20 protein-coding genes are annotated in these 25,210 nt (G+C 67.1%); 6 read left to right on the plus strand and 14 right to left on the minus strand.

The window, feature by feature from the left end; genetic code table 11:
* Window positions 1-10 precede the first annotated feature (10 nt).
* From ASD15_RS28795 to ASD15_RS28830, 8 genes are all read right to left on the minus strand, one after another.
* Complete coding sequence (locus tag ASD15_RS28795; RefSeq protein WP_057158456.1) at window positions 11-472, minus strand: hypothetical protein; 462 nt, start codon at window positions 470-472, stop codon at window positions 11-13.
* Window positions 469-1,902, minus strand: a complete 1,434-nt coding sequence (locus ASD15_RS28800; protein WP_057158457.1) for a pilus assembly protein TadG-related protein — start codon at window positions 1,900-1,902, stop codon at window positions 469-471. Before ASD15_RS28800 ends, ASD15_RS28795 begins: the two co-directional genes overlap by 4 nt.
* A complete protein-coding gene (locus ASD15_RS32815; RefSeq protein WP_082552219.1) occupies window positions 1,899-2,237 on the minus strand; it encodes a hypothetical protein in 339 nt (112 codons plus the stop codon). The genes ASD15_RS28800 and ASD15_RS32815 overlap by 4 nt, the downstream gene beginning before the upstream one ends.
* The gene (locus tag ASD15_RS28810; RefSeq protein WP_157201185.1) at window positions 2,234-3,769 is read right to left on the minus strand and encodes a type II and III secretion system protein family protein; all 1,536 of its coding nucleotides are present in this window, start codon (window positions 3,767-3,769) and stop codon (window positions 2,234-2,236) included. The genes ASD15_RS32815 and ASD15_RS28810 overlap by 4 nt, the downstream gene beginning before the upstream one ends.
* An 8-nt stretch (window positions 3,770-3,777) precedes the next feature.
* Window positions 3,778-4,638: a Flp pilus assembly protein CpaB gene (gene cpaB, locus ASD15_RS28815; RefSeq protein WP_057158459.1), complete on the minus strand. Its 861-nt coding sequence runs from the start codon at window positions 4,636-4,638 to the stop codon at window positions 3,778-3,780.
* Window positions 4,635-6,020, minus strand: coding sequence for an AAA family ATPase (locus ASD15_RS28820; RefSeq protein WP_229418379.1), 1,386 nt, complete (start codon window positions 6,018-6,020; stop codon window positions 4,635-4,637). Before ASD15_RS28820 ends, cpaB begins: the two co-directional genes overlap by 4 nt.
* Window positions 6,021-6,100: 80 nt before the next feature.
* Window positions 6,101-6,637 (minus strand): prepilin peptidase, encoded by a 537-nt coding sequence (locus ASD15_RS28825; protein ID WP_057158698.1) that lies wholly within the window; start codon window positions 6,635-6,637, stop codon window positions 6,101-6,103.
* Window positions 6,638-6,696: 59 nt separating this feature from the next.
* The gene (locus ASD15_RS28830) at window positions 6,697-6,879 is read right to left on the minus strand and encodes a Flp family type IVb pilin (RefSeq protein WP_057158460.1); all 183 of its coding nucleotides are present in this window, start codon (window positions 6,877-6,879) and stop codon (window positions 6,697-6,699) included.
* 379 nt (window positions 6,880-7,258) lie between these two features.
* Between ASD15_RS28830 and ASD15_RS28835 the strand changes: the two genes are divergently transcribed.
* Window positions 7,259-8,308, plus strand: a complete 1,050-nt coding sequence (locus ASD15_RS28835; RefSeq protein WP_057158461.1) for a GGDEF domain-containing protein — start codon at window positions 7,259-7,261, stop codon at window positions 8,306-8,308.
* 24 nt (window positions 8,309-8,332) lie between these two features.
* On the opposite strand, the gene ASD15_RS28840 is transcribed toward ASD15_RS28835, so the two are convergent.
* The gene (locus tag ASD15_RS28840) at window positions 8,333-9,556 is read right to left on the minus strand and encodes an HD-GYP domain-containing protein (RefSeq protein ID WP_057158462.1); all 1,224 of its coding nucleotides are present in this window, start codon (window positions 9,554-9,556) and stop codon (window positions 8,333-8,335) included.
* 105 nt (window positions 9,557-9,661) lie between these two features.
* On the opposite strand from ASD15_RS28840, the gene ASD15_RS28845 reads away from it, so the two are divergent.
* From ASD15_RS28845 to ASD15_RS28865, 5 genes are all read left to right on the plus strand, one after another.
* Window positions 9,662-10,591 carry a LysR substrate-binding domain-containing protein gene (locus tag ASD15_RS28845; protein WP_057158463.1) on the plus strand — a complete coding sequence of 310 codons (930 nt, stop codon included), beginning with the start codon at window positions 9,662-9,664 and terminating at the stop codon, window positions 10,589-10,591.
* Between the two features lie 229 nt (window positions 10,592-10,820).
* Entirely contained in the window at window positions 10,821-14,381 is a 3,561-nt protein-coding gene (locus ASD15_RS28850) for an indolepyruvate ferredoxin oxidoreductase family protein (RefSeq protein WP_057158464.1), read from the plus strand.
* A gap of 114 nt (window positions 14,382-14,495) precedes the next feature.
* Window positions 14,496-17,795, plus strand: coding sequence for a fused isobutyryl-CoA mutase/GTPase IcmF (icmF, locus tag ASD15_RS28855; protein WP_057158465.1), 3,300 nt, complete (start codon window positions 14,496-14,498; stop codon window positions 17,793-17,795).
* A 53-nt stretch (window positions 17,796-17,848) separates the two neighbouring features.
* Window positions 17,849-18,205 carry a glyoxalase superfamily protein gene (locus ASD15_RS28860; RefSeq protein ID WP_057158466.1) on the plus strand — a complete coding sequence of 119 codons (357 nt, stop codon included), beginning with the start codon at window positions 17,849-17,851 and terminating at the stop codon, window positions 18,203-18,205.
* Window positions 18,206-18,425: 220 nt separating this feature from the next.
* Complete coding sequence (locus ASD15_RS28865; RefSeq protein ID WP_057158467.1) at window positions 18,426-18,635, plus strand: hypothetical protein; 210 nt, start codon at window positions 18,426-18,428, stop codon at window positions 18,633-18,635.
* Window positions 18,636-18,681: 46 nt separating this feature from the next.
* Here the strand turns inward: ASD15_RS28865 and ASD15_RS28870 are convergent, their stop codons facing one another.
* From ASD15_RS28870 to ASD15_RS28890, 5 genes are all read right to left on the minus strand, one after another.
* A complete protein-coding gene (locus ASD15_RS28870) occupies window positions 18,682-19,692 on the minus strand; it encodes a substrate-binding domain-containing protein (RefSeq protein ID WP_057158468.1) in 1,011 nt (336 codons plus the stop codon).
* 10 nt (window positions 19,693-19,702) lie between these two features.
* Window positions 19,703-20,971 (minus strand): sugar MFS transporter, encoded by a 1,269-nt coding sequence (locus tag ASD15_RS28875; protein ID WP_057158469.1) that lies wholly within the window; start codon window positions 20,969-20,971, stop codon window positions 19,703-19,705.
* Window positions 20,972-21,001: 30 nt separating this feature from the next.
* Window positions 21,002-21,676 carry a beta-phosphoglucomutase gene (pgmB, locus tag ASD15_RS28880; protein WP_057158470.1) on the minus strand — a complete coding sequence of 225 codons (675 nt, stop codon included), beginning with the start codon at window positions 21,674-21,676 and terminating at the stop codon, window positions 21,002-21,004.
* Window positions 21,673-24,009: a glycoside hydrolase family 65 protein gene (locus ASD15_RS28885; RefSeq protein ID WP_082552220.1), complete on the minus strand. Its 2,337-nt coding sequence runs from the start codon at window positions 24,007-24,009 to the stop codon at window positions 21,673-21,675. Before ASD15_RS28885 ends, pgmB begins: the two co-directional genes overlap by 4 nt.
* A gap of 112 nt (window positions 24,010-24,121) precedes the next feature.
* The gene (locus tag ASD15_RS28890; protein WP_057158471.1) at window positions 24,122-25,129 is read right to left on the minus strand and encodes a LacI family DNA-binding transcriptional regulator; all 1,008 of its coding nucleotides are present in this window, start codon (window positions 25,127-25,129) and stop codon (window positions 24,122-24,124) included.
* Window positions 25,130-25,210: the final 81 nt, after the last annotated feature.

Consider the following 25,210-nt stretch of genomic DNA (forward strand, 5'->3'; position numbering starts at 1 on the left):
AACGCAGTGTCTAGTTCTCATAGCGCATCACCACTGCCGTCTGCAGCTGCAAGCCGTTGGCGCCCAGCAGCCAGCCGCTCAGGCCGTCCCAGCCCACCGGATGCACGGTGAAGCCGAGCTTGACCTTCAAGCGCTGCGGCATGGTGGCGCTGCCGCAGAAGCCGGGATCGCAGTCGACTTCGAACTCCAGCTCCCCGGTGCTGACCTGGGCGTCGGCCAGCGCCGCCATCACCTGCGCCAGCGCCTGCGCCTCGGCCTGGTCGTAGCTGCCCTTTCTGGCCATCTGCAGGCGCGGCATGGCGGCCAGCTGGCGCGCGGCCTGGTAGGCCACCTTGTCCAGTACCACGAACTGGCGCACGGCGCTGCCCAGCGTCAGCAGGCAGGGCGCGAAGAACAGCATCATCAGCAGGATCAGCGCCAATTCCAGCGCAATCACGCCGCGCGCCCGGCGGCCGGGTGGCGGCGCCTTCATCGGTACAGCTCCACCGCGCCGGCCAGCGTGCTTTCCTCCACCACGCCGGCGAACTCGCCGCGCACGCCGCCCGCGCCGGCCTGCTCCATCAGGAAGAACTGCGCCAGCGCCAGCACCGGCGCCTCGGTGAGCGCGCCGGGCGGCGCCGGACAGTCCAGCAAGGGAATCACCAGCAGGCGGCGCAGCGCCAGGCCGGGCTGGGCCGGCGCCAGATAATAGGCGGCGGTGGTTTGGAAATAGGCCGGCGTGTTGTAATTGGGCGCCGCGGGCAGTGCTCCGGCGGCCACCGGATACAGCCACGGCCACTGGTTACGGCTGATGGCGGCGCCGTTTGCCGACTGGCGCGCGCCGCTGTAGGCCCACAGCGGACCGTAGTCGGCCGCGCCGGCCGCGCTGGCCCGGTCGGCCATGGTGTTGTAGGGCTGGCCGGGCGCAGCCGGCGCCGGGGTGGCGCTGGCGGCGGCGGGCGCGGGCGACATCCAGCTGCCCGCGCTGTTGTACTGCCGCACATTGGTGTCGGGCGGCGCAGTGGCCGGCAGGCAGGCCAGCGGGCCCGCGCCGTACACGCCCAGGCGCGAATTGAGCTGCTCGCCCAGCGTGAACGCAGCCGGGCGGCGCAGCCGCAGCGTGGCGCCCGCCACGCGTGGCAGCTGTACCGTGCCGGCGCACATGAACGGCGCCAGCACCGCGTCGGCGGTATGGTCCACCATCCCGGCAGGCCCGGCGCCGGCAGGCTGGATCGGGTCGGCCAGGAAGTACTCCGCCGCCTCGGTGTTGTGTTCCGGGTTCAGCTTGAGCAGGTTGTAGGACACGCCGAAGCGGAAGCCATGCTGCAGCAGTTCCTGCGCGGCGCCGCCGGCGGCGCCTGCATTGTTGCGCGTGCCCGTGGCCGGCCCCATGGCGCACACCGCCAGCGGCGTGACGCGCGTCCCGGCGCGCCCGGCCACGGCGCGGGCGGCGGCGGTGGCATTGGCGGCCGCACCCAGCATGCCGAGAAACGCGCTGTTGACGGGCGCCACCGTGAGCTTGCCGCTATCCACCCTGGCGTAGGCCACGCCGGCGGGCGCCGCGGCAGCCGAGCCGGTGTCCAGCCAGGCCGCGTCCGGCGCGTCCGGCGTGGCGCTGAACTGCAGGGCGCCGGACTGCCAGCTCACGCTGGCGCCGAAATGGACGTCGGCGGCGGCCGCCGCAGCCGCCTTCGCGGCGGCGTCGTTGACCCCGGCCGCGGTGCCGTTGAGCGAGCGCGCGGCGGCCAGCGCCACCGCGTCCGCATAGTTCTGCAACTGCACCCGGCGCTGGTACACCAGGGCCAGCTCCAGCGCCATCCCGGCCGCGCACAGCAGCACCGGCAGCAGCAGCGCGAACAGCAAGGTGAGCACGCCGCGCTGGCGGGCCGCGATGCGGCGTGCACAGGGCGCAAGGGCTGTCATTTTGCACCGCTCACGCCGATGGTGAAGCTGCCCTGCTGCGGCGCCGCTTCGGCAAAGCCCTTCTGATAGCGGCCCTGCGCCTGGCTGGCGGCGCGGCCGTCCACGCCGGCGGCCTGGCCATCGCCCCGCGCCTGGGCCTGGCGGGCCGCGTCCGGGTTGGCGATCTGCAGCGCCAGCGCGGCACGGGTGGCGCTGCCGAATGGCGGCACGGATAGCCCGGGCGGCGCCGCGCCGCCGCCGGCGCAAGCCGACAACAGCACGGAAAGCGCAGCCGGAAGCAACGCCGGCAAGCGCGCCGGCAACGGCAGCCAGGTGCGGGACGGGCGTGGTGTCATGGCAATCCTCCTTGCGGGCCTGCACCCAGGAACAGCAGGCCGCGCCCCGGCGGCGCCATGCTGCCGGTGGGCAGCGGCTGGCCGGGGGGCAGCGGTTTGACCAGGTGGGCGGTGATGACGAACAGCAGCTCGCTGCGGTCATGCTGGAAATCGGTGCTGCGGAACAGCGCCCCCAGCACCGGCAGCTCGCCAAGCAGCGGCAAGCCCTTGACGCTGGTGTTTTGCGTGTTGCGTATCAGCCCGCCAATGGCGAAGCTCTGACCGTCGTACAGTTGCACCGTGGTGCTGGCGCGGCGCGTGGTGATCAGCGGCAGCAGCGCGCCGCCGCTGAAGCCGCTGGCCGAGATGCCCACGCCCTCGCGCGACAGCTCCGACACTTCCGGCGCCACCCGCAGGTTGATGCGCCCGCCGGCCAGCACCGTGGGCGTAAAGCGCAGGCCCACGCCGAACTCCTTCTCTTCCAGCGTGACCTTGTCGCGGTCCTGCGCCACCGGAATGAAGATCTTGCCGCCGGCCAGGAAGCTGCCCTCCTGGCCGCTGATTGCCATCACGGTGGGCTCGGCCAGGATGCGCACCAGGCCGTCCTTGCGCTCGGCGTCCAGCGTGAAACGGCGCTTGTCGCCCTTGACCACGTCGAGCCGGCCGCCGGCGGTGCCGGTGAGGAAGCTGGACAGCACAGTGGCGGCCCAGCCGCCGCCGGCGTAGTGCAGCATCACGCCGGCCTCCAGCTTATCGAGCAGGGTCTTGGACACTTCGGCGATCTTCACCTCCAGCATCACCTGCTGCGGCGCCGTCACCGACAGCAGGTTGACCACGCGGCTCAGGCTCAATCCGGCCACCGCCGGCACCGCACCGGAAGGCACGGCCGAGGGCAGCGCCGGCGGCGGCGCCTTGTCCTCCGCTGCGCGCGGGCTGGCCAGCGCCTGCACCGGACGCCGCACATAGGCGTGCGCCAGCTCCAGCACGTTCATCAGCGTGGCGCCGTCCTCCACGGTGCCGCTCAGCACCAGCGCGTCCGCCGCCGCCGTGACGCGGATGTTCTTCTCATGCGGCATCAGCTGCGCCAGCGACGCCTGCAGGCCGGCCACGTCCATGCCCACCACCAGGTCGATCAGGCTGCATTTGCCGCTCTTGCCCTGCACCACCATATTGGTGCTGCCGATGTCGACCCCGGCCACATACAGCGTGTCCGGCGCCACCAGCATTGCCTGCGCCACGGCCGGGTTGCCGATGCTGCGGCTGGCCACCGCTTCCGGCATGCGCAGCAAGGTCGATTTGCCGGGCTGCAGCGCCATGCTGTGCTGGGCCGGGGTATCGCCGGTGCAGCGCGGCCCGTCGCTGGCGGACGGCGCCTGGCGGGGCGCCGGCGGGTTAGCCTTGTGCGCTGCGGCCGCAGCGGCGGGCGCGGCGGCTATCGGCGCAGCCACCGCTACGGCCGCCGCCGCAGGGACGGCCGGGATGCGCGGCGTGCGCGCCGCCAGCGCCGGCTGCGCACAGCACGCCAGCAGCGCAAGCACGGGCATGGATTTCATGGCGCGCATCACAAGCACTCCCGGCTGCTGTGCAGGCCGTTGATGACGCCGATGCAATGGCGCGCGGGCGCCACCGCCAGCTGGGCACGCGGTGCGGGCGCAGCCGCAGCTGACAGCGCGGACCGCGGCGGCTCGGCGGACGCCGCCGGTTCGGGCGCCGGGGCCGGCTCCGCGATGCCCAGCAGCGTGCCCTTGGTAGCGCCCGCCGTCACGCCCGGCCTGGGGTCGACCTGGTTGCGCAGCGCCAGCGACAGCGTGCCCACGCTGCGCGCCAGGTCCAGGTGCTCGGCCTGTTCGGGCGTCACTTCCAGTGTCACCGCATTGACCACGCGCGGCTTGGTGTCGTCGCGGCTCACTTCCTGCGCCACCGCCAGCACCAGGATGCGCTCCAGCACGATCTTGGAAATGTCGCGCTCGTGCAGGCGCTCGCCGGCCCGGGTGTGCACGATGATGTCGACGAAATTGCCCGGCAGCGCAAAGCCGGCCACGCCCACCACGTCGTTGACGCGCACCGTGATGGCGCGCTTGCCCTCGGCGATCAGCGCCGACAGCCCGCCCAGCGTGCCGGCCGGCGCCAGCTTGGCCTCGCTCAGCGGCTCGCCGCGCAGCACGCTGGTCTTCAGCACCCGGCCGTTCAGCCTGGCCGGGTCGCGCAGCGCGCCCGGCGGCAGCGAGTCGGCCGGCCAGTCGGCCAGCTTGAACATGTCCGGCGCCAGGCGCTGGCCCAGGTTGACGTCGGCCGCCGCCACCACGATGCGGCCGGCCGTGCCGGGCGTTTGCCGCAGCAGCCAGCGCGACGCCAGCAGCACCGCCGCCAGCCCCAGGGCCACGGCCAGCCCCAGCATCAGGTAGGCGCGCCGGTTTTTCATGCCGCCCTCGCCCGCAGCGCGGCCGGCCCGGCCTCGTCCCCGCCGGGGACGACAGCCGGCGCGCAGGTGGCGAACATGCTGGACCAGGCCTGCTCCAGCGCCATCACCGTCAGGCGCGGCGCCTGGCCCGCGTAGCCGGCGAAGTCGGCGATGCGGCCCAGGATCTCGCGCGGATAGCTGGCCAGCAGCGGCTGGCCGCTGCCACGGTGCAGCTCTTCGATCAGGTAACGCAGCCCGGCGTCGTCCAGCGCCACGCCGGCGGCGCGGCACTGCTGGCGGAACAGGGTGCGGTAACTCGCTTCGCTGAGCGCGCCAACGTGGATCTTGTAGCCCAGCCGGCGCAGCGCCGAGCCGTCCAGCAGCGCCTGCGGCGCCAGGTTGGTGGCGAACACCAGCATGGCGCCGAACGGCATGGCGAACTTGTGCCCGCCTTGCAGCGACAGCTGGTCCTGGCCCGCGTCGAGCGGCTGGATCAGGCGGTTCAGCAGCGCCGGCGCCGCCATGCGCTGGCGGCCCAGGTCGTCGATGATGAGCAGGCCATGGCTGGCCTTGCAATGCGGCGGCGCCTGGTAGCAGCCGGAAAACGCGTCGTGGCGCAGTTCCAGCATGGACTCGTCCAGCTCGGCGCCCAGCGGCACCACGGGGCGCTGGCACAGCACCCAGCGCGCGTCCGTGCTGCGCCGCTCCAACGGCTGGCGCGCCGCCGTGCCCGGCGGCAGGGACGGCGCCAGGTGCAGCGCCGGATCGTACAGCTGCACGATCTCCTGGCCCACCGCCACCGCGTGCGGCACCAGCACCGTGCCCTGCAGCAGGCGGCCCAGCTTGCGCGCCAGCGTGCTCTTGCCGCTGCCGGGCGGACCGTACAGCAGCATCGAGCGGCCGGCGTGCATGGCCGCGCCGATCAGGTTGCGCACCGCCGGCTCCAGCCCGGCCTCGCCGAACACCGCTTCCACGTCTTCCGCACTGGGCACCGGCAGCTGGAGCGCCTGGCGCGCCGCCATGGCGCACCAGGCCTCCAGCGTGACCGGCGCCGGCCCCTGGTAGGGCGAGCGCTGCAGCCAGCCGGCCGCGCGCTGCTTGCCGGCGCCGGTCAGCTGGTATTGCACGTCGATGTCGGCGTCGCCGCGCCAGGCCACCTCGGCCAGCTGCTCGGCCACCATGAAATCGAGCGCCTCGCGCAGCACATTGATCGACAGCCGCAGGCGGGTGGCCAGGATGGGCAAGTGGGTGCGCCCGGCAGCGTAGATGGCCTTGGCGGCCAGTTCCACGATCAGCTGCAACTCCAGCCCGGTCTCGCGCGCGGTCCTGGGCTGCGGCGGCAGCGCGCCATGCGCGTCCTCGTCGCTGCGGGCAGCCGGCAGTGCGGTGGCAAAGTCCATCATGCGATACTCCTGATAAGTGTTGCGATGAGGAATTGATACTAGCAACGGCTTGCCTGGCGGATATTGAGTTACAGCAAAGCTTACGCACGGCAATGCGGTGCCAGCACCACCCCCAGCGTGCCCAGCGCCACGGCCACGCCGTAAGGCATGCCGCCCACGCTCTGGGCCGGCTGCAGCGGCACCGGCTGCAGCGGCACCCCGGCCAGGCGCAGCAGCCAGGGCAGCAAGGTGGCGCGCAGATTGGCCCAGCCGCGCCGCCACTGCCCGCTGGCCGCCATCAGCGCCAGCGCCAGCACGCCGCCGGCGGCAAAGCTGAGCAGGGCGACGTCGAGTGCCTGCAGCGGACCGGTGAAGGCGCCCACCATGGCCATCAGCTTGACGTCGCCGGCGGCCATGCCGCGCAGCAGGTACAGCGGCAAATACAGGAAAAAGCCGGCCAGCAGGCCCGCCAGCCACTGCGACAGCAGCGCCCACGGCGGTCCGGCCAGGCCGTGCAGCACCAGCGCCAGCAGCAGGCCGCCGAGCACCAGTACGTTGGGGATCTTGCGCAGCGCCAGGTCGGTCACCGCCGCCTGCAAGACCAGCCACAGCAATATCACTTCGCTAGCAGTCCACATGGCGAACTCCGGACGGAAAAAGGGCGCGCCGCGGCAGCACGGCGCGCCCGGCCCACCCATCAGGGCGTGACGGCCATGCTGGTGACGATGTCCTCGAAGGCCGCCTCGATGGCGTCCCTGAGCGGACCGAACGCGGCGGCAATCGCACCGGCCATGACCGCCGCGATCAAGCCGTACTCGATGGCGGTGATACCTTCCTCATCCCGGGCGAAGTGCCGGGCTGCCTGCATAAAACTGTTCATGATGTACCCCTTGAAAAGAAATCAAAGCTACGCCCTGGCGCGGCCCGGCTGCAGTCCGGCGGCCATTGGAACCACTATATTCCGGCCAGTTTCGGCGACGTTGATTGTGCGCAAGTTTTCCTCTGGGAATCTTTCCGGCCGGGGCGCGAGACCATGTGTGGTATGAACGAAACTGTTTTACATCAAACTTTCAGGGAATGGCCGCAGTGGCGAGCGCTTGCGCTCGTCATTGGGGGGTAGAATCGTGGCGTTTTAGCAGAAATATCGCACGCTGGAATTGCCTATAATACAAAAAGGTATTATTCTGCTTAGCTGTCTTTTGGAAAGGCCTCGTGCTTATGAGCACTGTACGCCTTGGTGCCGTGATCAGAGAACGACGATGGATTCCCTACTGAAACACATGGTGGACATGACTGGCCACCGCGATCACACGATGCTGGACGTGTCGGTTATATCCGCCGTCCAGGAGCTGGCTGGCGCGCGGCAGACCCGCGTGCTGACGCTCACCTCGGTGCGCGGCCAGATCTTCGTGCGTCCGCGCGCCATCATCGTGTCGGGCAGTCCGGCCCGCATGGAAGAGCATGCCGACCCATCGTGCGCAGGCGATCCCATCAGCCAGTTTCCCGCCCTGGCCGACTGCATCGCGCGCCACGAAGCGTCGGCCGACCAGGTCGACGCCAACGGCAACCACACGCTGTGGCTGCCGATCTGGCTGGGCGACAAGGCCAACACCTGCCTGGAAATCGTCAATCCCACGCCCTACACCAGCGAAACCATCCACATCGTGGGCGGCATCGTCAGCGTCTACCGCAATTTCCAGAACCTGCTCGACTACAGCGAGCGCGACTCGCTGACCGGCCTGCTCAACCGCAAGACCTTCGACGACCAGCTGGCCAAGATGCTGCAAGCCAGCACCGCCGAGCAGGACGCGCTGGCGCTGCCGCCGGGCGAGCTGGAGCGGCGCCAGCATAACGACCAGGAAAAGCAGTGGCTGGCGGTGGTCGACGTGGACCACTTCAAGCACGTCAACGACAAGTTCGGCCACCTGTACGGCGACGAGGTGCTGATCCTGATCGCCAACCTGCTGACCTCGTCCTTCCGCGCGCAGGACCGCGTGTTCCGCTTCGGCGGCGAGGAGTTCGTGGTGCTGCTGCGCTCGACCTCGCAGGACAACGCGCACCGCATCATCGACCGCTTCCGCGCCAATGTCGAAACGCACGAGTTCCCGCAGGTGGGCAAGGTGACGGTCAGCATCGGCTACGTCAGCATCAGCGCCTATCAGGCGCCGGTGATCATCCTCGGCCAGGCCGACCAGGCGCTGTACTATGCCAAGAGCCACGGCCGCAACAAAGTGTGCCACTACGACGAGCTGGTCAGCGGCGGCCTGCTGCAGGTGATCGAATCGAACGACGAGGCCGAGTTCTTCTAAGCCGGCCCGGCCAGCCGGGCCTATCTAACCCGCCAGGGTGAGAAAGCGCATCGGGTCGACATTCCACTTCGCCGGCGACTCATGGCCGACGATCTTGTCGCCGCCGCCAAAGCCCAGTCCGCGCGCCAGATCCACCGTTTCCGGCTTGATGTAGACATTGTTCCTGGTGTGGAAGAAGACATTGACCTTGGGCGCCAGCAGATTGGTTTCGTGCGGCTCGACCACCACGCCCAGGCGGCCCGACTCCAGCATCACCATGGTGCCCACCGGATAGATGCCGACGCAGCGCATGAATTCCTGCGCGTACACCGGGTTGAAGTGGAACTTGCTCCACTCATAGATCTTGCGCAGCGCGGCGGCCGCCGGCATGCCCTTGTGATAGCAGCGATCGGCGGTGATGGCGTCATATACGTCGACGATGGCAGCCATTTGCGCCAGTTCGCTGATGGCGTCGCCGGACAGCTTGTTCGGGTAGCCGCTGCCGTCGCGCCGCTCGTGGTGGTGCAGCGTGATGTCGAGCGCGATGTCGTTGACCTCCGGCGACTGGCGCAGGATATCGAAACCATCCTGCGGATGCTTGCGGACGATGGCGAATTCCTCGTCCGTCAGCGCGGCCGGCTTGTTCAGCACGGCGTCCGGCACCAGCGCCTTGCCGGTGTCGTGCAGCAGCCCCCCCAAGCCCGCCTGGCGCGTGATGTCCGGATCCATGCCGCGCGAATTGCAGAACGCCACCAGCAGCGCGCACACGCTCACCGAGTGCAGAAACGTGTAATCGTCCTTGTTCTTGATGCGCAGCAGCCCGACCAGCGCGCCCGGATTGCGCAGGATGGACTCGGTGATGTTCTGCACCACCGGCTGCACCTGGCCGATCTCGATGGCCTTGCCCAGGCGCGCGTCGCGCATCACCGTGCGCACCAGGCTGGACGCCTGGTGCCGGACCTGCGCCGCGCGCGACAGCTCCTCGCCCAGCGACACCCGGGTCACCAGCGCCGGCTTGGCGGCCAGTTCGGTCAGTTCGCGCTCGGTGGCCAAATTGGCCTCGTCCAGCGTGGGCGCGTCCTGCACATCCAGTCCCTTGGAACTGTCGATCACCACGTCATGGATGCCGGCCTTCAGGATCTTGCGGATCTCGTCCTCACTGCTGATGACGAAACGGTTGCGGATGAACGGATGGGTCATCCAGTCGCAACTGAGGTCATGGATATACATGCCCACTGCCAGCTGGGAAGAATCAACTTTCTTGAGCATACGGGGCCTGCAAACGCGGTAAACGATAGGGAAGGGTTAGAATCAGTATAACAAATAGTTTCCACCCGGATTTACACTTTTGTCCTGAACATAGCCCCACGCCACATGGAATTACGCCAACTCCGCTATTTCGTCGCGATCGTCGACCACGGCGCGCTGTCGCGCGCGGCCACAGTGCTGCACGTGGCGCAGCCGGCGCTGACGCAACAGCTGCGCCAGCTGGAGGAAGAACTGGGCGCCCAGTTGCTGCACCGTTCCGCGCAGGGCGTGCTCAGCACCGACGCCGGCAAGGTGTTCTACGAGCACGCCCAGGCCATCCTGAAGCAGGTGGCGGACGCCAAATCGGCCGTCACCCAGTCCGCCGAGCGGCCCAGCGGCAGCGTCACCTTGGGCCTGCCGCACAGCATCTCGGGCGCGCTGGCGCTGCCGCTGCTGTCCGCCGCGCGCGCCCAGTTCCCCGAAATTACCTTGCAGCTGACCGAAGAACTGACCGGCAACCTGGCCGAGCAGCTCAAATCCGGCCGCGTCAACCTGGCCGTGCTGTTCGACGACGGCCAGCTATCGCCCTTCGTCTGCACCCCGCTGGTGGAAGAAGAGCTGCGCTTCATCTGCCGCGCCGGCTCGCCCTGGGCCGCAGGGCGCGACAAGGTCACGCTGGCGCAAGCGCTGGCGGCCCAGCTGATCCTGCCCGGGCCGCAGCACGGCGTGCGGCCGCGCATCGAAAGCGTGGCGCGCGGCGCCGGGCTGGCCACCGCCAACGTCATAGAAATCAACTCCATCGCCATCCTGAAATCCGCCCTGCTGGCCGACATGGGCGCGACCATTTTGCCTGTGGCGCCGGTGCTGGCCGAGATCGAGCGCGGCGCCATGGTGGCCCTGCCGATCGAGCAGCCGTCCATCTCGCGCACGGTGGTGCTGTGCGGCTCCAAGAACATCCCCCTGACCAACGCCGGCGCCGCCGTCAGCCGCCTGGCCTGCCAGGTGGCCGCCGACCTCTGCCACAGCCACTACTGGCTGGGCGCCCGCCTGCTCTAAATCCCCCCTTTCCCCACCGACAAATGGGGTCAGGGTTAATTTCCGCAGCGTTCCATCATTTTTTCTTATACCCCCATTGGCAATCGGTATTTCCGTATACGTCAACTAAGCCCTACACTGAAACATTGGTAATGCCGCCCACCGGCGGCGTTACGGCTGCACCTGCTGTGCCTTACCCGGCGCGGCGCAGGAGCGGCGAACCACCCGAACACCATTTGGAGACATCACCATGGCCGACAATACGGCACCAGCACAGGCGCCTTCGCGCCTGACCAGCGTCACGCTCGACGACAAATACACCGCCACCGCCGGCAGCATCTTCCTGTCCGGCATCCAGGCCCTGGTGCGCCTGCCGATGATGCAGCAGATCCGCGACGCCGCCGCCGGCCTGAATACCGCCGGCTTCATCTCCGGCTACCGCGGCTCGCCGCTGGGCGGCCTGGACGAGACCCTGTGGAAGGCCAAGCCGCACCTGGAACAGCACCATGTGCAGTTCATCCCGGGCGTCAACGAGGACCTGGCCGCGACCGCCGTGTGGGGCTCGCAGCAGGTGGACCTGATCGGCGAGAGCAAGTACGACGGCGTGTTCGCCATGTGGTACGGCAAGGGCCCGGGTGTGGACCGCTGCGGCGATGTCTTCAAGCACATGAACCATGCCGGCACCTCGAAGCACGGCGGCGTGCTGCTGGTGGCCGGCGACGACCACGGCGCCTACTCGTCCACCCTGCCGCACCAGTCCGACCACATCTTCTCGGCCTGCATGATCCCGGTGCTGTACCCCTGCAACGTGCAGGAATACCTGGACCTGGGCGTGCACGGCTGGGCCATGTCGCGCTTTTCCGGCTGCGCGGTGGCCTTCAAGGCGCTGGCCGACACGGTCGAATCGTCGGCCTCCATCGACGCCGATCCCTTCCGCGTGGAGGTCAGGCTGCCGAAGGAGTTCCATATGCCGGAAGGCGGCCTGAACGCCCGCCTGTCGGCCATCCCGCTGGGCCAGCAGGCGCGCAACCAGGAAGCGCTGATGCAGGACTATAAGATCTACGCCGCCCTCGCCTACGCCCGCGAAAACAAGCTGAACCACACGACCATCGACTCCAAGGACGCCAAGCTGGGCATCATCGCCTCCGGCAAGTCCTACCTGGACGTGCTGGAAGCGCTGGAAGAACTGGGCATCGACGAAGCCATGGCCGCCACCGTCGGCCTGCGCCTGTTCAAGGTGGCCATGCCGTGGCCGCTGGAGCCGGACAGCGTGCGCGAATTCGCGCAGGGCCTGGACGAGATCCTGGTGGTGGAAGAGAAGCGCCAGTTCGTCGAATACCAGCTCAAGGAGCAACTGTACAACTGGCGCGACGACGTGCGTCCGCGCGTGATCGGCAAGTTCGACGACAAGGGCGAATGGGTGGCCCCGCGCGGCGAATGGCTGCTGCCGCCCAAGGCCGATTTCTCGGTGTCGCAGGTGGCGCGCGTGATCGCCTCGCGCGTCAAGCAGTACATCACCGACACCAACATCCAGGACCAGATCAAGGCCCGCCTGACCTTCCTGGACGCCAAGGACGCGGTACTGAAGAAAGCCATCAACACGCCGTTCCGCCCGGCCTTCTACTGCTCCGGCTGCCCGCACAACACCTCCACCAAGGTCCCGGACGGTTCCTTCGCGCTGGCCGGCATCGGTTGCCACGTGATGGCCACCTCGATCTACCCCGAGTACAACAAGCTGACCACCCACATGGGCGGCGAAGGCGCGCCGTGGATCGGCCAGGCCGCGTTCTCGAAAGTGCCGCACGTGTTCCAGAACCTGGGCGACGGCACCTACTTCCACTCCGGCTACCTGGCGATCCGCGCCGCCGTGGCGGCCAAGGTCAACATCACCTACAAGATCCTGTACAACGATGCCGTAGCCATGACCGGCGGCCAGCCGGTGGACGGCACCGTCTCGGTGCCAATGATCGCGCAGCAGATGGCCGCCGAGGGCGTCAAGCGCATCGCGCTGGTGACCGAAGACCTGAGCCGCTACACCGACCGCTCCGCCCTGCCTGCCATCGTCTCGCTGCACGACCGCAAGGAGATCGACGCGGTACAGCGCGAACTGCGCGAACTGGAAGGCTGCTCGGTGCTGATCTACGACCAGACCTGCGCCGCCGAGAAGCGCCGCCGCCGCAAAAAGGGCGAGTTCCCCGACCCGAACAAGCGCATGGTCATCAACGAAGCGGTGTGCGAAGGCTGCGGCGACTGCGGCGTGCAGTCCAACTGCGTGTCCATCCTGCCCAAGGAAACCGACTTCGGCCGCAAGCGCACCATCGACCAGTCCTCCTGCAACAAGGACTACTCGTGCGTGAAGGGCTTCTGCCCGTCGTTCGTGACGGTGGAAGGCGGCGCGCTGAAGAAATCGAAGACCGGCGTGAGCAAGGACAAGAGCGTCGGCGACGGCTGGGAAGAACTGCCGCAGCCAACGCTGCCGGCCTGCGAGCAGCCGTACAACATCCTCATCAACGGCATCGGCGGCACCGGCGTGATTACCGTCGGCGCGCTGATGGGCATGGCCGCGCACCTGGAAGGCAAAGGCGCGTCGGTGCTGGACATGACCGGCATGTCGCAGAAAAACGGTTCGGTCACCTCGCACGTGAAAGTGGCCAAGTCGCCGTCGCACCTGCGCGCGCAGCGCATCGCCACCGGCGAGGCCGACCTGATCCTGGGCTGCGACATGCTGACCGCCGGCGCGGCCGATGCGGTATCGAAGATGCGTCCGGGCCGCACGCTGGCCGTGGTCAACCTGCACGAGCAGCCGCCCGGCACCTTCGCGCAACAGGCCGACTGGCAGTACCCGGCCGCCGAAGTGCGCGCGCTGATCGAGGAATCGGTGGGCGCGGCCCAGTACCACAGCGCCGACTTCATCGACGCCACCAAGCTGGCCACCGCGCTGATGGGCGATTCGATCGCCGCCAACCTGTTCATGCTGGGCTACGCCTGGCAGCGCGGCCGCATCCCGCTGACGGAAGCGTCGCTGCTGCGCGCCATCGAACTGAATGGCGTGGGCGTGGAAGCGAACAAGAAGAGCTTCCTGTGGGGCCGCCGCGCCGCCGTGGACCTGAAGCGCGTGGAGAAGACCGCGATTCCAAGCCAGGCCATCGTGGTGCAGATGCCGCAAAGCCTGGAAGCGGTGATCAAGAAGCGCGTCGAGTTCCTGACCGGCTACCAGGACGCCGGCTACGCCGCGTCGTACGAACAGCTGGTGCAACAGGTGCGCGCCAAGGATGCCGGCCTGAACCTGGGCAACAAGCTGTCCATGGCGGTGGCCAAGTCGCTCTCCAAGCTGATGGCCTACAAGGACGAGTACGAAGTGGCGCGCCTGTACACCGACGGCCGCTTCGTCGAGCAGCTGCAGTCCCAGTTCGAAGGCAACTTCTCGCTGAAGTTCAACCTGGCGCCGCCGCTGCTGGCCAAGAAGGACGCCAAGGGCCACCTGGTGAAAGCCGAATTCGGCTCGTGGATGTGGAGCGCATTCAAGCTGCTGGCCAAGCTGAAAGGCCTGCGCGGCGGTGCGTTCGACATCTTCGGCTACACGGAAGAGCGTAAGATGGAACGCGCGCTGATCGCCGAGTACCGCGAACTGGTCGGCACCGTGCTGGCACAGTTGAACGCCGGCAACTACGACACGGCCGTGGCGCTGGCGCAACTGCCGGAGAAGATCCGCGGCTTCGGCCATGTGAAGGAAAAAGCGGTGGCCGAGTTCCGCGCCGAGAAAGCGCGCCTGCTGGCCGCCTTGGGCGGCGGGCACCAGCACGCCGCGTGATAAGACCTCGGGTCGGACCTGCCGGGTCCGACCCCTGCATTTTCCGCTTGACTTGACGTTAACGTAAACGTCATATAATCAAAATTCTCGCGTTCCAGAACGACAAGGACACCCATGAACGACCTCTCCGCTCCGAAACTCGCCGCCGTGCCCGAGCAGGCCAAGCTGGCCAACAAGGTACGCTTCGTCACCGCCGCCTCGCTGTTCGACGGCCACGACGCCTCGATCAACATCATGCGCCGCATCCTGCAGTCGAACGGCGTGGAAGTGGTGCACCTGGGCCACAACCGTTCGGTGGACGAAGTGGTCACCGCCGCGCTGGCGGAGGATGTGCAAGGCATCGCCATCTCCAGCTACCAGGGCGGCCACGTCGAGTACTTCAAATACATGCTGGACCTGCTGCGCGAACGCGGCGGCGCCCACATCAAGGTGTTCGGCGGCGGCGGCGGCGTGATCGTGCCGGAGGAAATCGCCGACCTGCACGCCTATGGCGTGACCCGCATCTTCAGCCCGGAAGACGGCCAGCGCATGGGCCTGGTGGGCATGATCCAGTGGATGGTGCAGCAATGCGACATCGACCTGTCCCAGTATTCCCCGACCGCGCTGGCGCCACTGCGCGAAGGCAGCGTGGCGGACCGCCACCGTCCGCTGGCCCAGCTGATCACGGCGCTGGAAAACGAGAAGGCCACGCCCGAGCTGCGCGCTGAACTGCGCGCCGCGGCCGAAAACCTGCCGGTACCTGCGCTGGGCATCACCGGCACCGGCGGCGCCGGCAAGTCCTCGCTGACCGATGAGCTGATCCGCCGCATCCGCCTGGACCAGGGCGACGCGCTCAACCTCGCCGTCATCTCCATCGACCCGTCGCGCCGCAAATCCGGCGGCGCACTGCTGGGCGACCGCATCCGCATGAACGCCATCGCCCCGTGGGCCGGACAAGCGCGCGTGTTCATGCGCTCGCTGGCCACGCGCGAAGCGGGCTCCGAAATTTCGCAGGCGCTGCCGGACGTGATCGCCGCCTGCAAGGTGGCCGGCTTCGACCTGGTGATCGTCGAGACCTCCGGCATCGGCCAGGGCGACGCCGCCATCGTGCCGCACGTCGACGTCTCCATGTACGTGATGACGCCCGAATTCGGCGCCGCTTCGCAGCTGGAAAAAATCGACATGCTCGATTTCGCCGACTTCATCGCCATCAACAAATTCGACCGCAAGGGCGCGCAGGACGCGCTGCGCGACGTGGCCAAGCAATACCAGCGCAACCGCGAACTGTGGAGCCGGCGCCCCGACGAAATGCCGGTGTACGGCACCCAGGCGTCGCGCTTCAACGACGACGGCGTGACCGCGCTGTACCAGGGCCTGGTGGGCAAGCTGGCCGAATTCGGCATGAAGACCGTGCCGGGCGCGCTGGCCAAGTCCGAAGTACGCTTTAGCAGCGGCAAGAACGTGATCGTGCCGCCGGCGCGCGCGCGCTACCTGGCCGAGATTTCGGACACCGTGCGCGGCTACCACAAGAACACCGCCAAGCAGGTGAAACTGGCGCGCGAGCGCCAGCAGCTGCGCGAATCGAAGCGCATGCTGGCCGCCGCCAAGGCCGGCCTGGACCTGGGCGCCGATTTCGACGAACTGATCGCCGAGCGCGACAGCGCCATGGAAGCCGGCGCCAAGAAGCTGCTGGCCCAGTGGCCGGACATGCAGGCCGCCTACGCCGGCGACGACTACGTGGTGAAAATCCGCGACAAGGAAATCCGCACCCGCCTGATCTCGCACACGCTGTCCGGCACCAAGGTGCGCAAGGTGGCGCTGCCGCGCTACGAGGACGACGGCGAAGTGCTGCGCTTCCTGATGTCCGAGAACGTGCCGGGATCCTTCCCGTTCACGGCCGGCGTGTTCGCCTTCAAGCGCGAAGGCGAAGACCCGACCCGCATGTTCGCCGGCGAAGGCGACGCGTTCCGCACCAACCGCCGCTTCAAGCTGGTCTCCACCGGCATGGACGCCAAGCGCCTGTCGACCGCGTTCGACTCGGTCACGCTGTACGGCGCCGACCCTGCGATCCGTCCCGACATCTACGGCAAAGTGGGCAACTCGGGCGTATCGATCGCCACGCTGGACGACATGAAGGTGCTGTACGACGGCTTCAACCTGTGCAGTCCGAGCACCTCGGTGTCGATGACCATCAACGGACCCGCGCCCACCATCCTGGCCATGTTCATGAACACCGCCATCGACCAGCAGGTGGACAAGTTCGTGGAAGAGAACAAGCGCCAGCCGAGCGCCGACGAAGCGGCCAAGATCAAGGACTGGGTGCTGCAGAACGTGCGCGGCACCGTGCAGGCCGACATCCTGAAGGAAGACCAGGGCCAGAACACCTGCATCTTCTCCACCGAGTTCTCGCTCAAGGTGATGGGCGACATCCAGGAATACTTCGTGCACCACCAGGTGCGCAACTTCTACTCGGTCTCCATCTCCGGCTACCACATTGCCGAAGCGGGCGCGAACCCGATCTCGCAGCTGGCGTTCACGCTGTCGAACGGCTTCACCTTCGTGGAAGCCTACCTGGCGCGCGGCATGCACATCGACGATTTCGCGCCCAACCTGTCGTTCTTCTTCTCCAACGGCATGGACCCGGAATACACGGTGCTGGGCCGCGTGGCGCGCCGCATCTGGGCCGTGGCCATGCGCGACAAGTACGGCGCCAACGACCGCTCGCAGAAGCTGAAGTACCACGTGCAGACCTCGGGCCGTTCGCTGCACGCGCAGGAGATCGACTTCAACGACATCCGCACCACCTTGCAGGCGCTGATCGCCATCTACGACAACTGCAACTCGCTGCACACCAACGCCTACGACGAAGCCATCACCACGCCGACCGACGAATCCGTCCGCCGCGCGCTGGCGATCCAGCTGATCATCAACCGCGAATGGGGCCTGGCCAAGAACGAGAACCCGAACCAGGGTTCCTTCATCATGGACGAGCTGACCGACATGGTGGAAGAAGCGGTGCTGCAGGAGTTCGAGCGCATCGCCGAGCGCGGCGGCGTGCTGGGCGCGATGGAAACCGGCTACCAGCGCGGCAAGATCCAGGAAGAGTCCATGCTGTACGAGCACCAGAAGCACGACGGCACGCTGCCCATCATCGGCGTGAACACCTTCCGCAATCCGAAGGCCACCGACGTGCCGGCGCCGATCGAGCTGGCGCGTTCCACCGACGATGAAAAGCAGTCGCAGCTCAAGCGCCTGGAAGACTTCCACACGCGCCACGCGGCAGCCGCCCCGGCCGCCCTGGCTGCGCTGCAGAAAGCCGCCATCGACAACGAAAACGTGTTCGCCAAGCTGATGGACGCCGTGCGCGTCTGCTCGCTGGGCCAGATCACCGCCGCGCTGTTCGAGGTCGGCGGCCAGTACCGCCGCAATATGTAATACTCCCTGGCGCCGTGGCAGTGGGCCGCGGCGCCATTTCTTCAGGGAGCATCATGCAACTCTCTCCAGCCATCCCCATCCTGCGCAGTTTTTCCGAGGCCAAGGCTCGGGAGTTTTATGTCGATTTCCTGGGGTTCGAAGTGGCGTGGGAACACCGCTTCGAACCCGACGCGCCGCTCTACATGGAGCTGCGGCGTGGCACGCTGACGCTGCACTTGAGCGAGCATCACGGCGACGGCTCGCCCGGCATGACTTTGCTGGTGCAGGTGGACGGCCTGGATGCGCTGCACGCGGAACTGAACGCCAGGCAGTACCGGAATATGCGGCCCGGCATCGAGGCGCGCGACTGGGGCCGCGAGATGACCGTGTGGGACCCGTTCGGCAACCGCATCCGCTTTACTGCCGAGTGAGCTATTCCTGCATAAGCGCCTCGCTTCCAGGAAGCCCGGGAGGCACCATCACGTTCAAAGGCAGGCTGGTCATGGCGCAGGCCTCGGTGACGACACGCAGCGCGGCCAGCTGGCGGCCCAGCTGGCCAGCTTCTCCAATGATGCCCTAAGTGAATTTTTCAGGAGAATAATCAATATCGGCGCCTGCTCTTCGCCTATGCTGGGTCAAACCGGAGGGCTCATGACGACCATACACATCTCCTTACCCGACCAGCTGGTGCACGACGCCGGCGAGCTTGGACTGCTCGACCCAGTGACCCTGGCCGAGCTGCTGCAAAACGAAATCCGCCGCCGCACCTTCGCCGACATCTTCGCCGTCTCGCACCGCCTGGCAACCGAATCCGAACCGGAACAGGACCCCGAACCGCCGCCGCGCCGCCGGCGCAAGTAGCGGATGGCACTCATGCAGAAACGGCGCCTCCTGCGCAGCGGGCGCCTCAGGAGGGGCAGCGGCCGACGGTGGCGCCGGGCAGCAGGACGGGCTGCCACAGCACCTGCAACTCCCCGGCCGGCGTGCCGGAGGACAGCGCCAGCAGCATATCGATCATCTTGGCGCCGGCGCCCGCCGGGTCGGGCTGGTCTATCGTGGTGACGTTGGCGCCGGCCAGCGTGTCGGCCAGGCTGCCCCACACGATGACCGACATTTCCTTGCCAATTTCCACGCCCGCATCCAACAGCGCGCGGACCGTGCCCACGCCGGACAAATGGTTGTCGACGATGACGGCGGTGGGACGCGGCGAGCACGCCAGCAACTGCTGCATGGCCTGGTAGCCGCTGCGGCGGTCGATGGTGTCCGAAATCAGGTAGCGCGGATCGGCGCTCAAGCCGGCGCCGGCCAGCGCCGCCAGGAAGGCGTCCCTGCGCTGGCGGGCGAAGTTCATTTCCAGCGGCGCGCTCAGGAGCGCGATACGCTGGTGGCCCTGTTCCAGCAGACAGGCCGCCGCCATGCGGATGCCGGCCTCGTTGTCGTAGTCGAACCACGCATACGGCGAGTCCAGCTCGGTGCGGCCGTGCGCCACGAAGGGAAAGCCGGCCTTGCTCAGGAAAGCGATGCGCTCGTCGCGCACCAGCGTGCGGCTTACCACCAGGCCGTCCACGCGCCGCCCGCGCACGATCTGCTCGTACGAGGCCAGCTCATTGTTGGCCGACACAGGGCCGATGATGAAGTTCATCTTGCGCGCTTCCAGCGCTTCCGTCATGCCGCCCACGGTGTGCAGGAACATGGCGTCGCCCAGGTCCGCCGGCAGCAGCGGGTAGATGATGCCGAACACATTGGTGCGCCCCACCGCCAGCCCGCGCGCCAGCGGATTGGCCTCGTAACCCGCCTCGCGCGCAGCCGCCAGCACACGCTCGCGCGTGTGCACGTTCACTTCGGGATACCCGTTCAGTGCCCGGCTTACCGTGGTTTTGGACATGCCAAGCAGGTTGGCAAGACTCTTCAGATTCATGGCGGAGGCTTCAATGCTGACCGGTGATTATAGCCGAGCCACCATAGCCATCCGCCCCCGCATCCACCGACTTTTTGAAAAAATACAACATAATCAAGATGATAGAGATCGGCGCCAGGGTCAGGTAGAAGGCGAAATGGCCGCTGAAATTACCAAATACATAACCGGTGACCAGCGAGCCGGTGGTACCGCCCAGCGCAGAAAAAATCACCAGCAGCCCGGTCATGGCCGAGTGCTGGTGCTTCGGCAGAGAGCTCAGCATGACCGAATTGATGCCGGGGTAGATCGGCGCCATGAACAGGCCGATCAGCGGGAACAGGAAGGCCGCCACCGGCGCGCTCGACCAGGTGACGTAGGGGTCGTGCGCGATGTCGTGCGTGAGCGGCAGCGCCAGCAGCACCATGGCGCCCATGCCCAGCACGCAGCCGTTCATCACCGGATACCAGTTCAGCTTGCGCATCAGCACGCCGGCCGACAGCCGCCCCGCCGCCAGGCAGGCCGCGTAGATGCTGGTCACCTGCACGCTCATGGCCGCCGGCAGCTTGAGGATTTCGTTGTTGAAGGTCGGCAGCCAGGTGCCCACGCTCTGCTCGATCAGCACGTACAGGAAGGCCGTGATGACGAACACGCACACCAGCGGCTTGAAGAACAGCTTGAGCATGGCGGCGAAGTCCTGCGCCAGGCTGCGCTCGGGCGGCAGGGCGGCAGTGCTTTCGTCGAACTGCGTGGTGAGCACCAGCGCGAAAGTCATGGCGCACAGCGCGGCCAGCACCCAGTAGACCTGCAGCCAGCTTTGCGATTGCGGATTGTCCGAGTCGATGAAGTAGCCGAACACCCAGTAGGCGCTGAGCACGCCCACCATGAAGAAGCCTTCCAGTGTGTTCATGATGCTGGCGTGCTGCTTGCGGTCCGCTGCGATCAGGCCCAGCGTGGAATACACCGATACCTTCACCAGCGCAAAGGCCACGCCCACGCACAGGAACAGCAGCTTGGTGGTGAGGAAGCCGGGCACCAGCGGCATCGCCATGCAGGCGAAGGTCACCAGCGCCAGCCCGGCCAGCATGGCCTTCTTGTAGCCGATGCGCGGCAGGAAGGACGCCACCAGGAAGGAGACGATGGCGATCGGCAGGTCTTTGAAGCCTTCCAGCACGCTGGCGCCCGACTTGGTCACGCCGTAGTTGCCGATCACCTGCAGGATCACCGTGCCCACGCTGTTGAGCAGGATGGCGAATACGAAGTAAATCAAAAACAGGGCGAACAGGATGCGCTGCTTGTTCATGGTGTCTCCGGTATTTTTAGGATTGTAGTTTTATTCGGCCGGACCGGGATCGGGACTGAAATCGAGGCTGAACGTATCCAGGCCCGGTATCACGCGGTCCGCCTGTGTGAGCACCGCGGGGTCGCCGACGCCGAGGGCCGTCATGCCGGCCGCCTTGATGGACGCAACGCCCGCCACCGCGTCCTCCACGCCCAGGCAGCGCGACGGCGACACGCCCAGTTCCGACGCGGCCTTCAGGAAAATCTCCGGGTCCGGCTTGCCCTTGGCGATCCTGGCCGCGTCCACCACGTAGTCGAACTTGCGCGTGATGCCCAGCATGGCCAGCACCGCAAAGGCGTTCTTGCTGACCGAGGCCAGGCCTATCTTCAAGCCGGCCGCGCGGCACGCGTCCAGCGCCTGCACCGCACCGGGCAGCAAGTCGGCCGGCGACATGGTCGAAATCAGCTCGACGTAGTGCTTGTTCTTCTCGTCGGCCAGCGCCAGCTTTTCCTCCTGCGCGTAGCTGCGCCTGGCCGACGCCAAAATCAGCTCCAGGGAACCCATGCGGTCGATGCCTTTCAGGTGCTCGTTGAACGCTTCGTCGAAATGCACGCCCTGGGTTTCGGCCAGGCGCTTCCAGGCCAGGTAGTGGTAGCGCGCGGTGTCGGTGATGACGCCGTCCAGGTCGAAGATCACGGCGTCGAATTTGCTGTCATTGCTGCTCATGCGAGTTCCTTCACGTTGGCGGCGGCGCTGAGTTCAACCGGCTGGCCGCGATGGGTAAATGCCAGCGCGTCGCCTTGCAGCAGCGTATAGGCGGTGCGGCCAGCTTCCACGCGCACCTGCAGCAGGCAGCCTTGCAGGTGCAGCTTGAACTGGTAGTGCTGCCACTGCTTCGGCAAGGCCGGCGCGAAGCGCACCGCGCCGTCCACTACGCGCATGCCGGCGAAGCCGTAGGCCACGCCCATCCAGGTGCCGGCCATGGCGGCAGTGTGCACGCCGTAGTGCGTGTTGCCGTGCGTGTCGTCCAGGTCCAGGCGTGCGGTCTCCATGAAGTAGTCGTAGGCCTTGTCCTGGTAGCCCACTTCCGCCGCGATGATGCTGAAAATGCAGGACGACAGCGAGGAGTCGTGCGTGGTCACCTTCTCGTAGTAGTCGAAGTCGCGCCGCTTGTCGTCCTGCTCGAATTCATCGCTGAGCAGCAGCAGCGCCAGCACCACGTCGGCCTGCTTGCACACCTGGTGGCGGTAGATCACCAGCGGGTGGTAGTTCAGCAGCAGCGGATAGTTTTCCTTGGGCGTGTTGGCGAAATCCCACACCTTCTTGTCCAGGAAGCTGTCGTCCTGCGCGTGGATGCGCAGCGCTTCGTCGTACGGCAGCAGCATCTGCGCGGCGGCGCGGCGCCATTGCGCGGCTTCGTCCGGGTCCAGCTGCACCGCTGCGGCGATGCGCGCGAATTCGGCCGGCTGCTGCGCTGCGAGACGCTCGGCGATGGACGCGGCGAAGTTCAGGTGCATGCGCGCCATGGCGTTGGTGTAGTAGTTGTTGTTGACCAGCGCCGTGTACTCGTCCGGCCCCGTCACCTCGTTGATGCAGTAGCGGCCGGCGCGGTCATAGGCGCCGATGCCCATCCAGATGCGCGCGGTCTCCAGCACGATCTCGGCGCCGTATTGCAGCAGGTACGCTTGGTCCCGCGTGGCCTCCATGTACAGCTTGATGGAGTACGCGATGTCCGCATTGATGTGATATTGCGCGGTGCCTGCCGGATAGTAGGCGGAGCATTCCACGCCGGCGATGGTGCGCCAGGGGTAAAGCGCGCCTTTGGCGTGCGACATCTGGCGCGCCCGCTCGCGCGCCAGCGGCAGGCCGGCGTAGCGGTACTCCAGCAGCTTCTTGGCGATCTCCGGCTTCGAGTACAGGAAGAAGGGGAAGATGTAGATTTCCGTGTCCCAGAAATAGTGGCCTTCGTAGCCTTCGCCGGTGACACCCTTGGCCGAAATGTTGGTCTTGCCGTCGCGCCCAGCCGACTGCAGCAGGTGGAACTGGTTGAAGCGCATGCCTTGCTGCAGCGCGTCGTCACCGCTGATCTCGACGTCGGCGTGCTGCCAGAAGTCGGCCAGGTACTGCTCCTGCTCCTGCGCCAGCGCGCGGAAGCCTTTCGCGGCGGCGGCGGCCAGCGTGGCCTTGGCGCGCGGCAGCAGCTCGGTCTCGGGATAGTCGCGCGAGGTGTGGTAGCTGCCGTACTTGGTGAGCCGCACTACCTCGCCCTGCATGGCGGCCACGGTGTAGGCCTGCTCCAGGCGCTGATCGCCCGCGCCGTTCCTGGGCTGCGCCAGCTCGAACACGCCGCGCATCTCGGTCTGCACCGCGCTCACCAGCCGGAAGCCGCTGTTGACGGTGCGCTGCGTGAGCGCCGAGAAGTGCGGCGCCTGCTCGGCGGCCACCAGCGCCAGCGACTGGCCGCTGATGGCCGAGCCCACGCGCGGATCGTCGCCCGCCTCCAGGTTCTTCACCGCGCCGTCCACGCTGGACACCAGCACCACCTTGCCCGAGAAGTTCAGCGGCGTCACTTCGTATTCAATGGCGAACAGATGCTTGTCCGCCATGCTGACCAGGCGGCGGCTGGCGATGGCCACGCGGCGGCCCTGCGGCGAGCTCCATTCCAGCGTGCGGCGCAGCACGCCGGTGCGGAAATCCAGCACGCGTTCGTAACTGTCGAGGGTGCCTTGCAGCGGATCGAAGCATTCGTCCTCCAGCCACAGCGCGATGCCCTTGGCGTTCGGCACGTTCAGCATGAACTGGTTGGTCTTGGCCAGGCCGTACGCCGCTTCCGGGTAGTGGATGGCTTCCGATTCGTAGAAGCCGTTCAGATAGGTGCCGTCCAGGGAGCTGCCCTTGGGCCCCGTGTAGCCTTCCTCGTGCGTGCCGCGCAGGCCGATGTAGCCGTTGCCCAGCGCGAACAGCGTCTCATCGAGGAAGTGCGACTCGGTGTCAAAGGCGGTTTCGCGTATGCACCAGGGTTCCAGCGGATACGTGTGGTTTGGGGCGTCAACGGGCACGATATTGTTCCTTTTCGGTGATTCAAACCGGTTTGGACACCGGTCCAAAAAAACCAGCCGCGCAGGCTGGGGTCGGACCCGCCGGGTCCGTCCCCGGGGGTAGCAATTGCTTCTAGGTCTGCCGCACCATCAGCGTGGTCGGCAGCATTTCAGACTGCACCGGCTGGCCCTCGATCAGGCCCAGCATCTTCCTGGCCAGCAGCACGCCGCCGTCGCGCAGGTACTGGTGCACGCTGGTCAGCGGCGGCACGAAGCTGGCGGCGCTCGGCGTGTCGTCGTAGCCGATCACGGACACCGACTCCGGCACCCGCATATTCTTTTCCGCCAGCGCGCGGATGGCGCCCATGGCCAGCGAATCGCTGGCGGCGAACACGCCGTCGACCACCGGCCCCTTCTTTTTCAGCAGCGCCGAGATGCAATCGAAGCCGGCCTCGAAGGTGAACGCCTTCGGCCGCATGATGTGCACCGTGCCCTGCCCGCCCATGGCGTCGATGAAGCCGGCGCAGCGCTCCTGCACCTCGGCGTGGTCCACGTCGCCCAGGAACACCAGCTTGCGGCGGCCCTGGTCGATAAAACGTTGCGCAGCGCTGACCCCGCCGGCCCGGTTGTCCGAGCCGACCACGATGTAGTCGCCGCCCGGCTCGGGCGCGCCCCACACCACCAGCGGCAGGCCGGTGCGCTGCAGCGCGTGCACCGCCTCGCCGTGCGAGCCCTGGCCCAGCAGGATCATGCCGTCCGCGCCCTGCACCGGCGCCGTGTCCAGCAACTGCTTGGAAGTCAGCACCACGCTGTAGCCGGCTGTCGTCAATTCCTGGGTGATGCCGCCCAGCAGTTCCAGCGGATACGGATCCGACATCGGCCGTCCCTTCACGGGCGTCATTTCCACCACCACCGCCACCGAATAGCTGCGGCGCATGCGCAGATTGCGCGCGCTCACGTTCAGGCGGTAGCCCTGCTCGCTGGCGATCTGGCGCACTTTCTCGCGCGTCTCCGGGGTCACCAGCGGGCTGTCGCGCAGCGCGCGGGACACGGTGATCTTCGACACGCCGGCCAGCTTGGCCAGGTCTTCCATGGTCAGGCCCGCGTCGCTGTTGCGGATTCCAGTCTTTGGTGCAGGCATGCATTTGTCTTTTCGTCAGTTCTGAAACTTATTATGCCAGATTTTTTTCGTATGCAACAGAAAAATGACATCGATAACATT

It is taken from the genome of Massilia sp. Root351 (assembly GCF_001425045.1).
Lineage (GTDB): Bacteria > Pseudomonadota > Gammaproteobacteria > Burkholderiales > Burkholderiaceae_D > Rugamonas.

What these genes read in the sequence shown, in the direction of transcription:
- ASD15_RS28860 (WP_057158466.1), top strand. Translation starts at nt 17,849, where the DNA reads ATGCAACTCTCTCCAGCCATCCCCATCCTGCGCAGTTTTTCCGAGGCC.
- ASD15_RS28890 (WP_057158471.1), bottom strand. Translation starts at nt 25,129, where the DNA reads ATGCCTGCACCAAAGACTGGAATCCGCAACAGCGACGCGGGCCTGACC.
- ASD15_RS28850 (WP_057158464.1), top strand. Translation starts at nt 10,821, where the DNA reads ATGGCCGACAATACGGCACCAGCACAGGCGCCTTCGCGCCTGACCAGC.
- ASD15_RS28840 (WP_057158462.1), bottom strand. Translation starts at nt 9,556, where the DNA reads ATGCTCAAGAAAGTTGATTCTTCCCAGCTGGCAGTGGGCATGTATATC.
- ASD15_RS32815 (WP_082552219.1), bottom strand. Translation starts at nt 2,237, where the DNA reads ATGACACCACGCCCGTCCCGCACCTGGCTGCCGTTGCCGGCGCGCTTG.
- ASD15_RS28845 (WP_057158463.1), top strand. Translation starts at nt 9,662, where the DNA reads ATGGAATTACGCCAACTCCGCTATTTCGTCGCGATCGTCGACCACGGC.
- pgmB (WP_057158470.1), bottom strand. Translation starts at nt 21,676, where the DNA reads ATGAGCAGCAATGACAGCAAATTCGACGCCGTGATCTTCGACCTGGAC.
- icmF (WP_057158465.1), top strand. Translation starts at nt 14,496, where the DNA reads ATGAACGACCTCTCCGCTCCGAAACTCGCCGCCGTGCCCGAGCAGGCC.
- ASD15_RS28795 (WP_057158456.1), bottom strand. Translation starts at nt 472, where the DNA reads ATGAAGGCGCCGCCACCCGGCCGCCGGGCGCGCGGCGTGATTGCGCTG.
- ASD15_RS28835 (WP_057158461.1), top strand. Translation starts at nt 7,259, where the DNA reads ATGGATTCCCTACTGAAACACATGGTGGACATGACTGGCCACCGCGAT.
- ASD15_RS28825 (WP_057158698.1), bottom strand. Translation starts at nt 6,637, where the DNA reads ATGTGGACTGCTAGCGAAGTGATATTGCTGTGGCTGGTCTTGCAGGCG.
- ASD15_RS28865 (WP_057158467.1), top strand. Translation starts at nt 18,426, where the DNA reads ATGACGACCATACACATCTCCTTACCCGACCAGCTGGTGCACGACGCC.
- ASD15_RS28830 (WP_057158460.1), bottom strand. Translation starts at nt 6,879, where the DNA reads ATGAACAGTTTTATGCAGGCAGCCCGGCACTTCGCCCGGGATGAGGAA.
- ASD15_RS28820 (WP_229418379.1), bottom strand. Translation starts at nt 6,020, where the DNA reads ATGATGGACTTTGCCACCGCACTGCCGGCTGCCCGCAGCGACGAGGAC.
- ASD15_RS28810 (WP_157201185.1), bottom strand. Translation starts at nt 3,769, where the DNA reads ATGAAATCCATGCCCGTGCTTGCGCTGCTGGCGTGCTGTGCGCAGCCG.
- cpaB (WP_057158459.1), bottom strand. Translation starts at nt 4,638, where the DNA reads ATGAAAAACCGGCGCGCCTACCTGATGCTGGGGCTGGCCGTGGCCCTG.
- ASD15_RS28870 (WP_057158468.1), bottom strand. Translation starts at nt 19,692, where the DNA reads ATGAATCTGAAGAGTCTTGCCAACCTGCTTGGCATGTCCAAAACCACG.
- ASD15_RS28875 (WP_057158469.1), bottom strand. Translation starts at nt 20,971, where the DNA reads ATGAACAAGCAGCGCATCCTGTTCGCCCTGTTTTTGATTTACTTCGTA.
- ASD15_RS28800 (WP_057158457.1), bottom strand. Translation starts at nt 1,902, where the DNA reads ATGACAGCCCTTGCGCCCTGTGCACGCCGCATCGCGGCCCGCCAGCGC.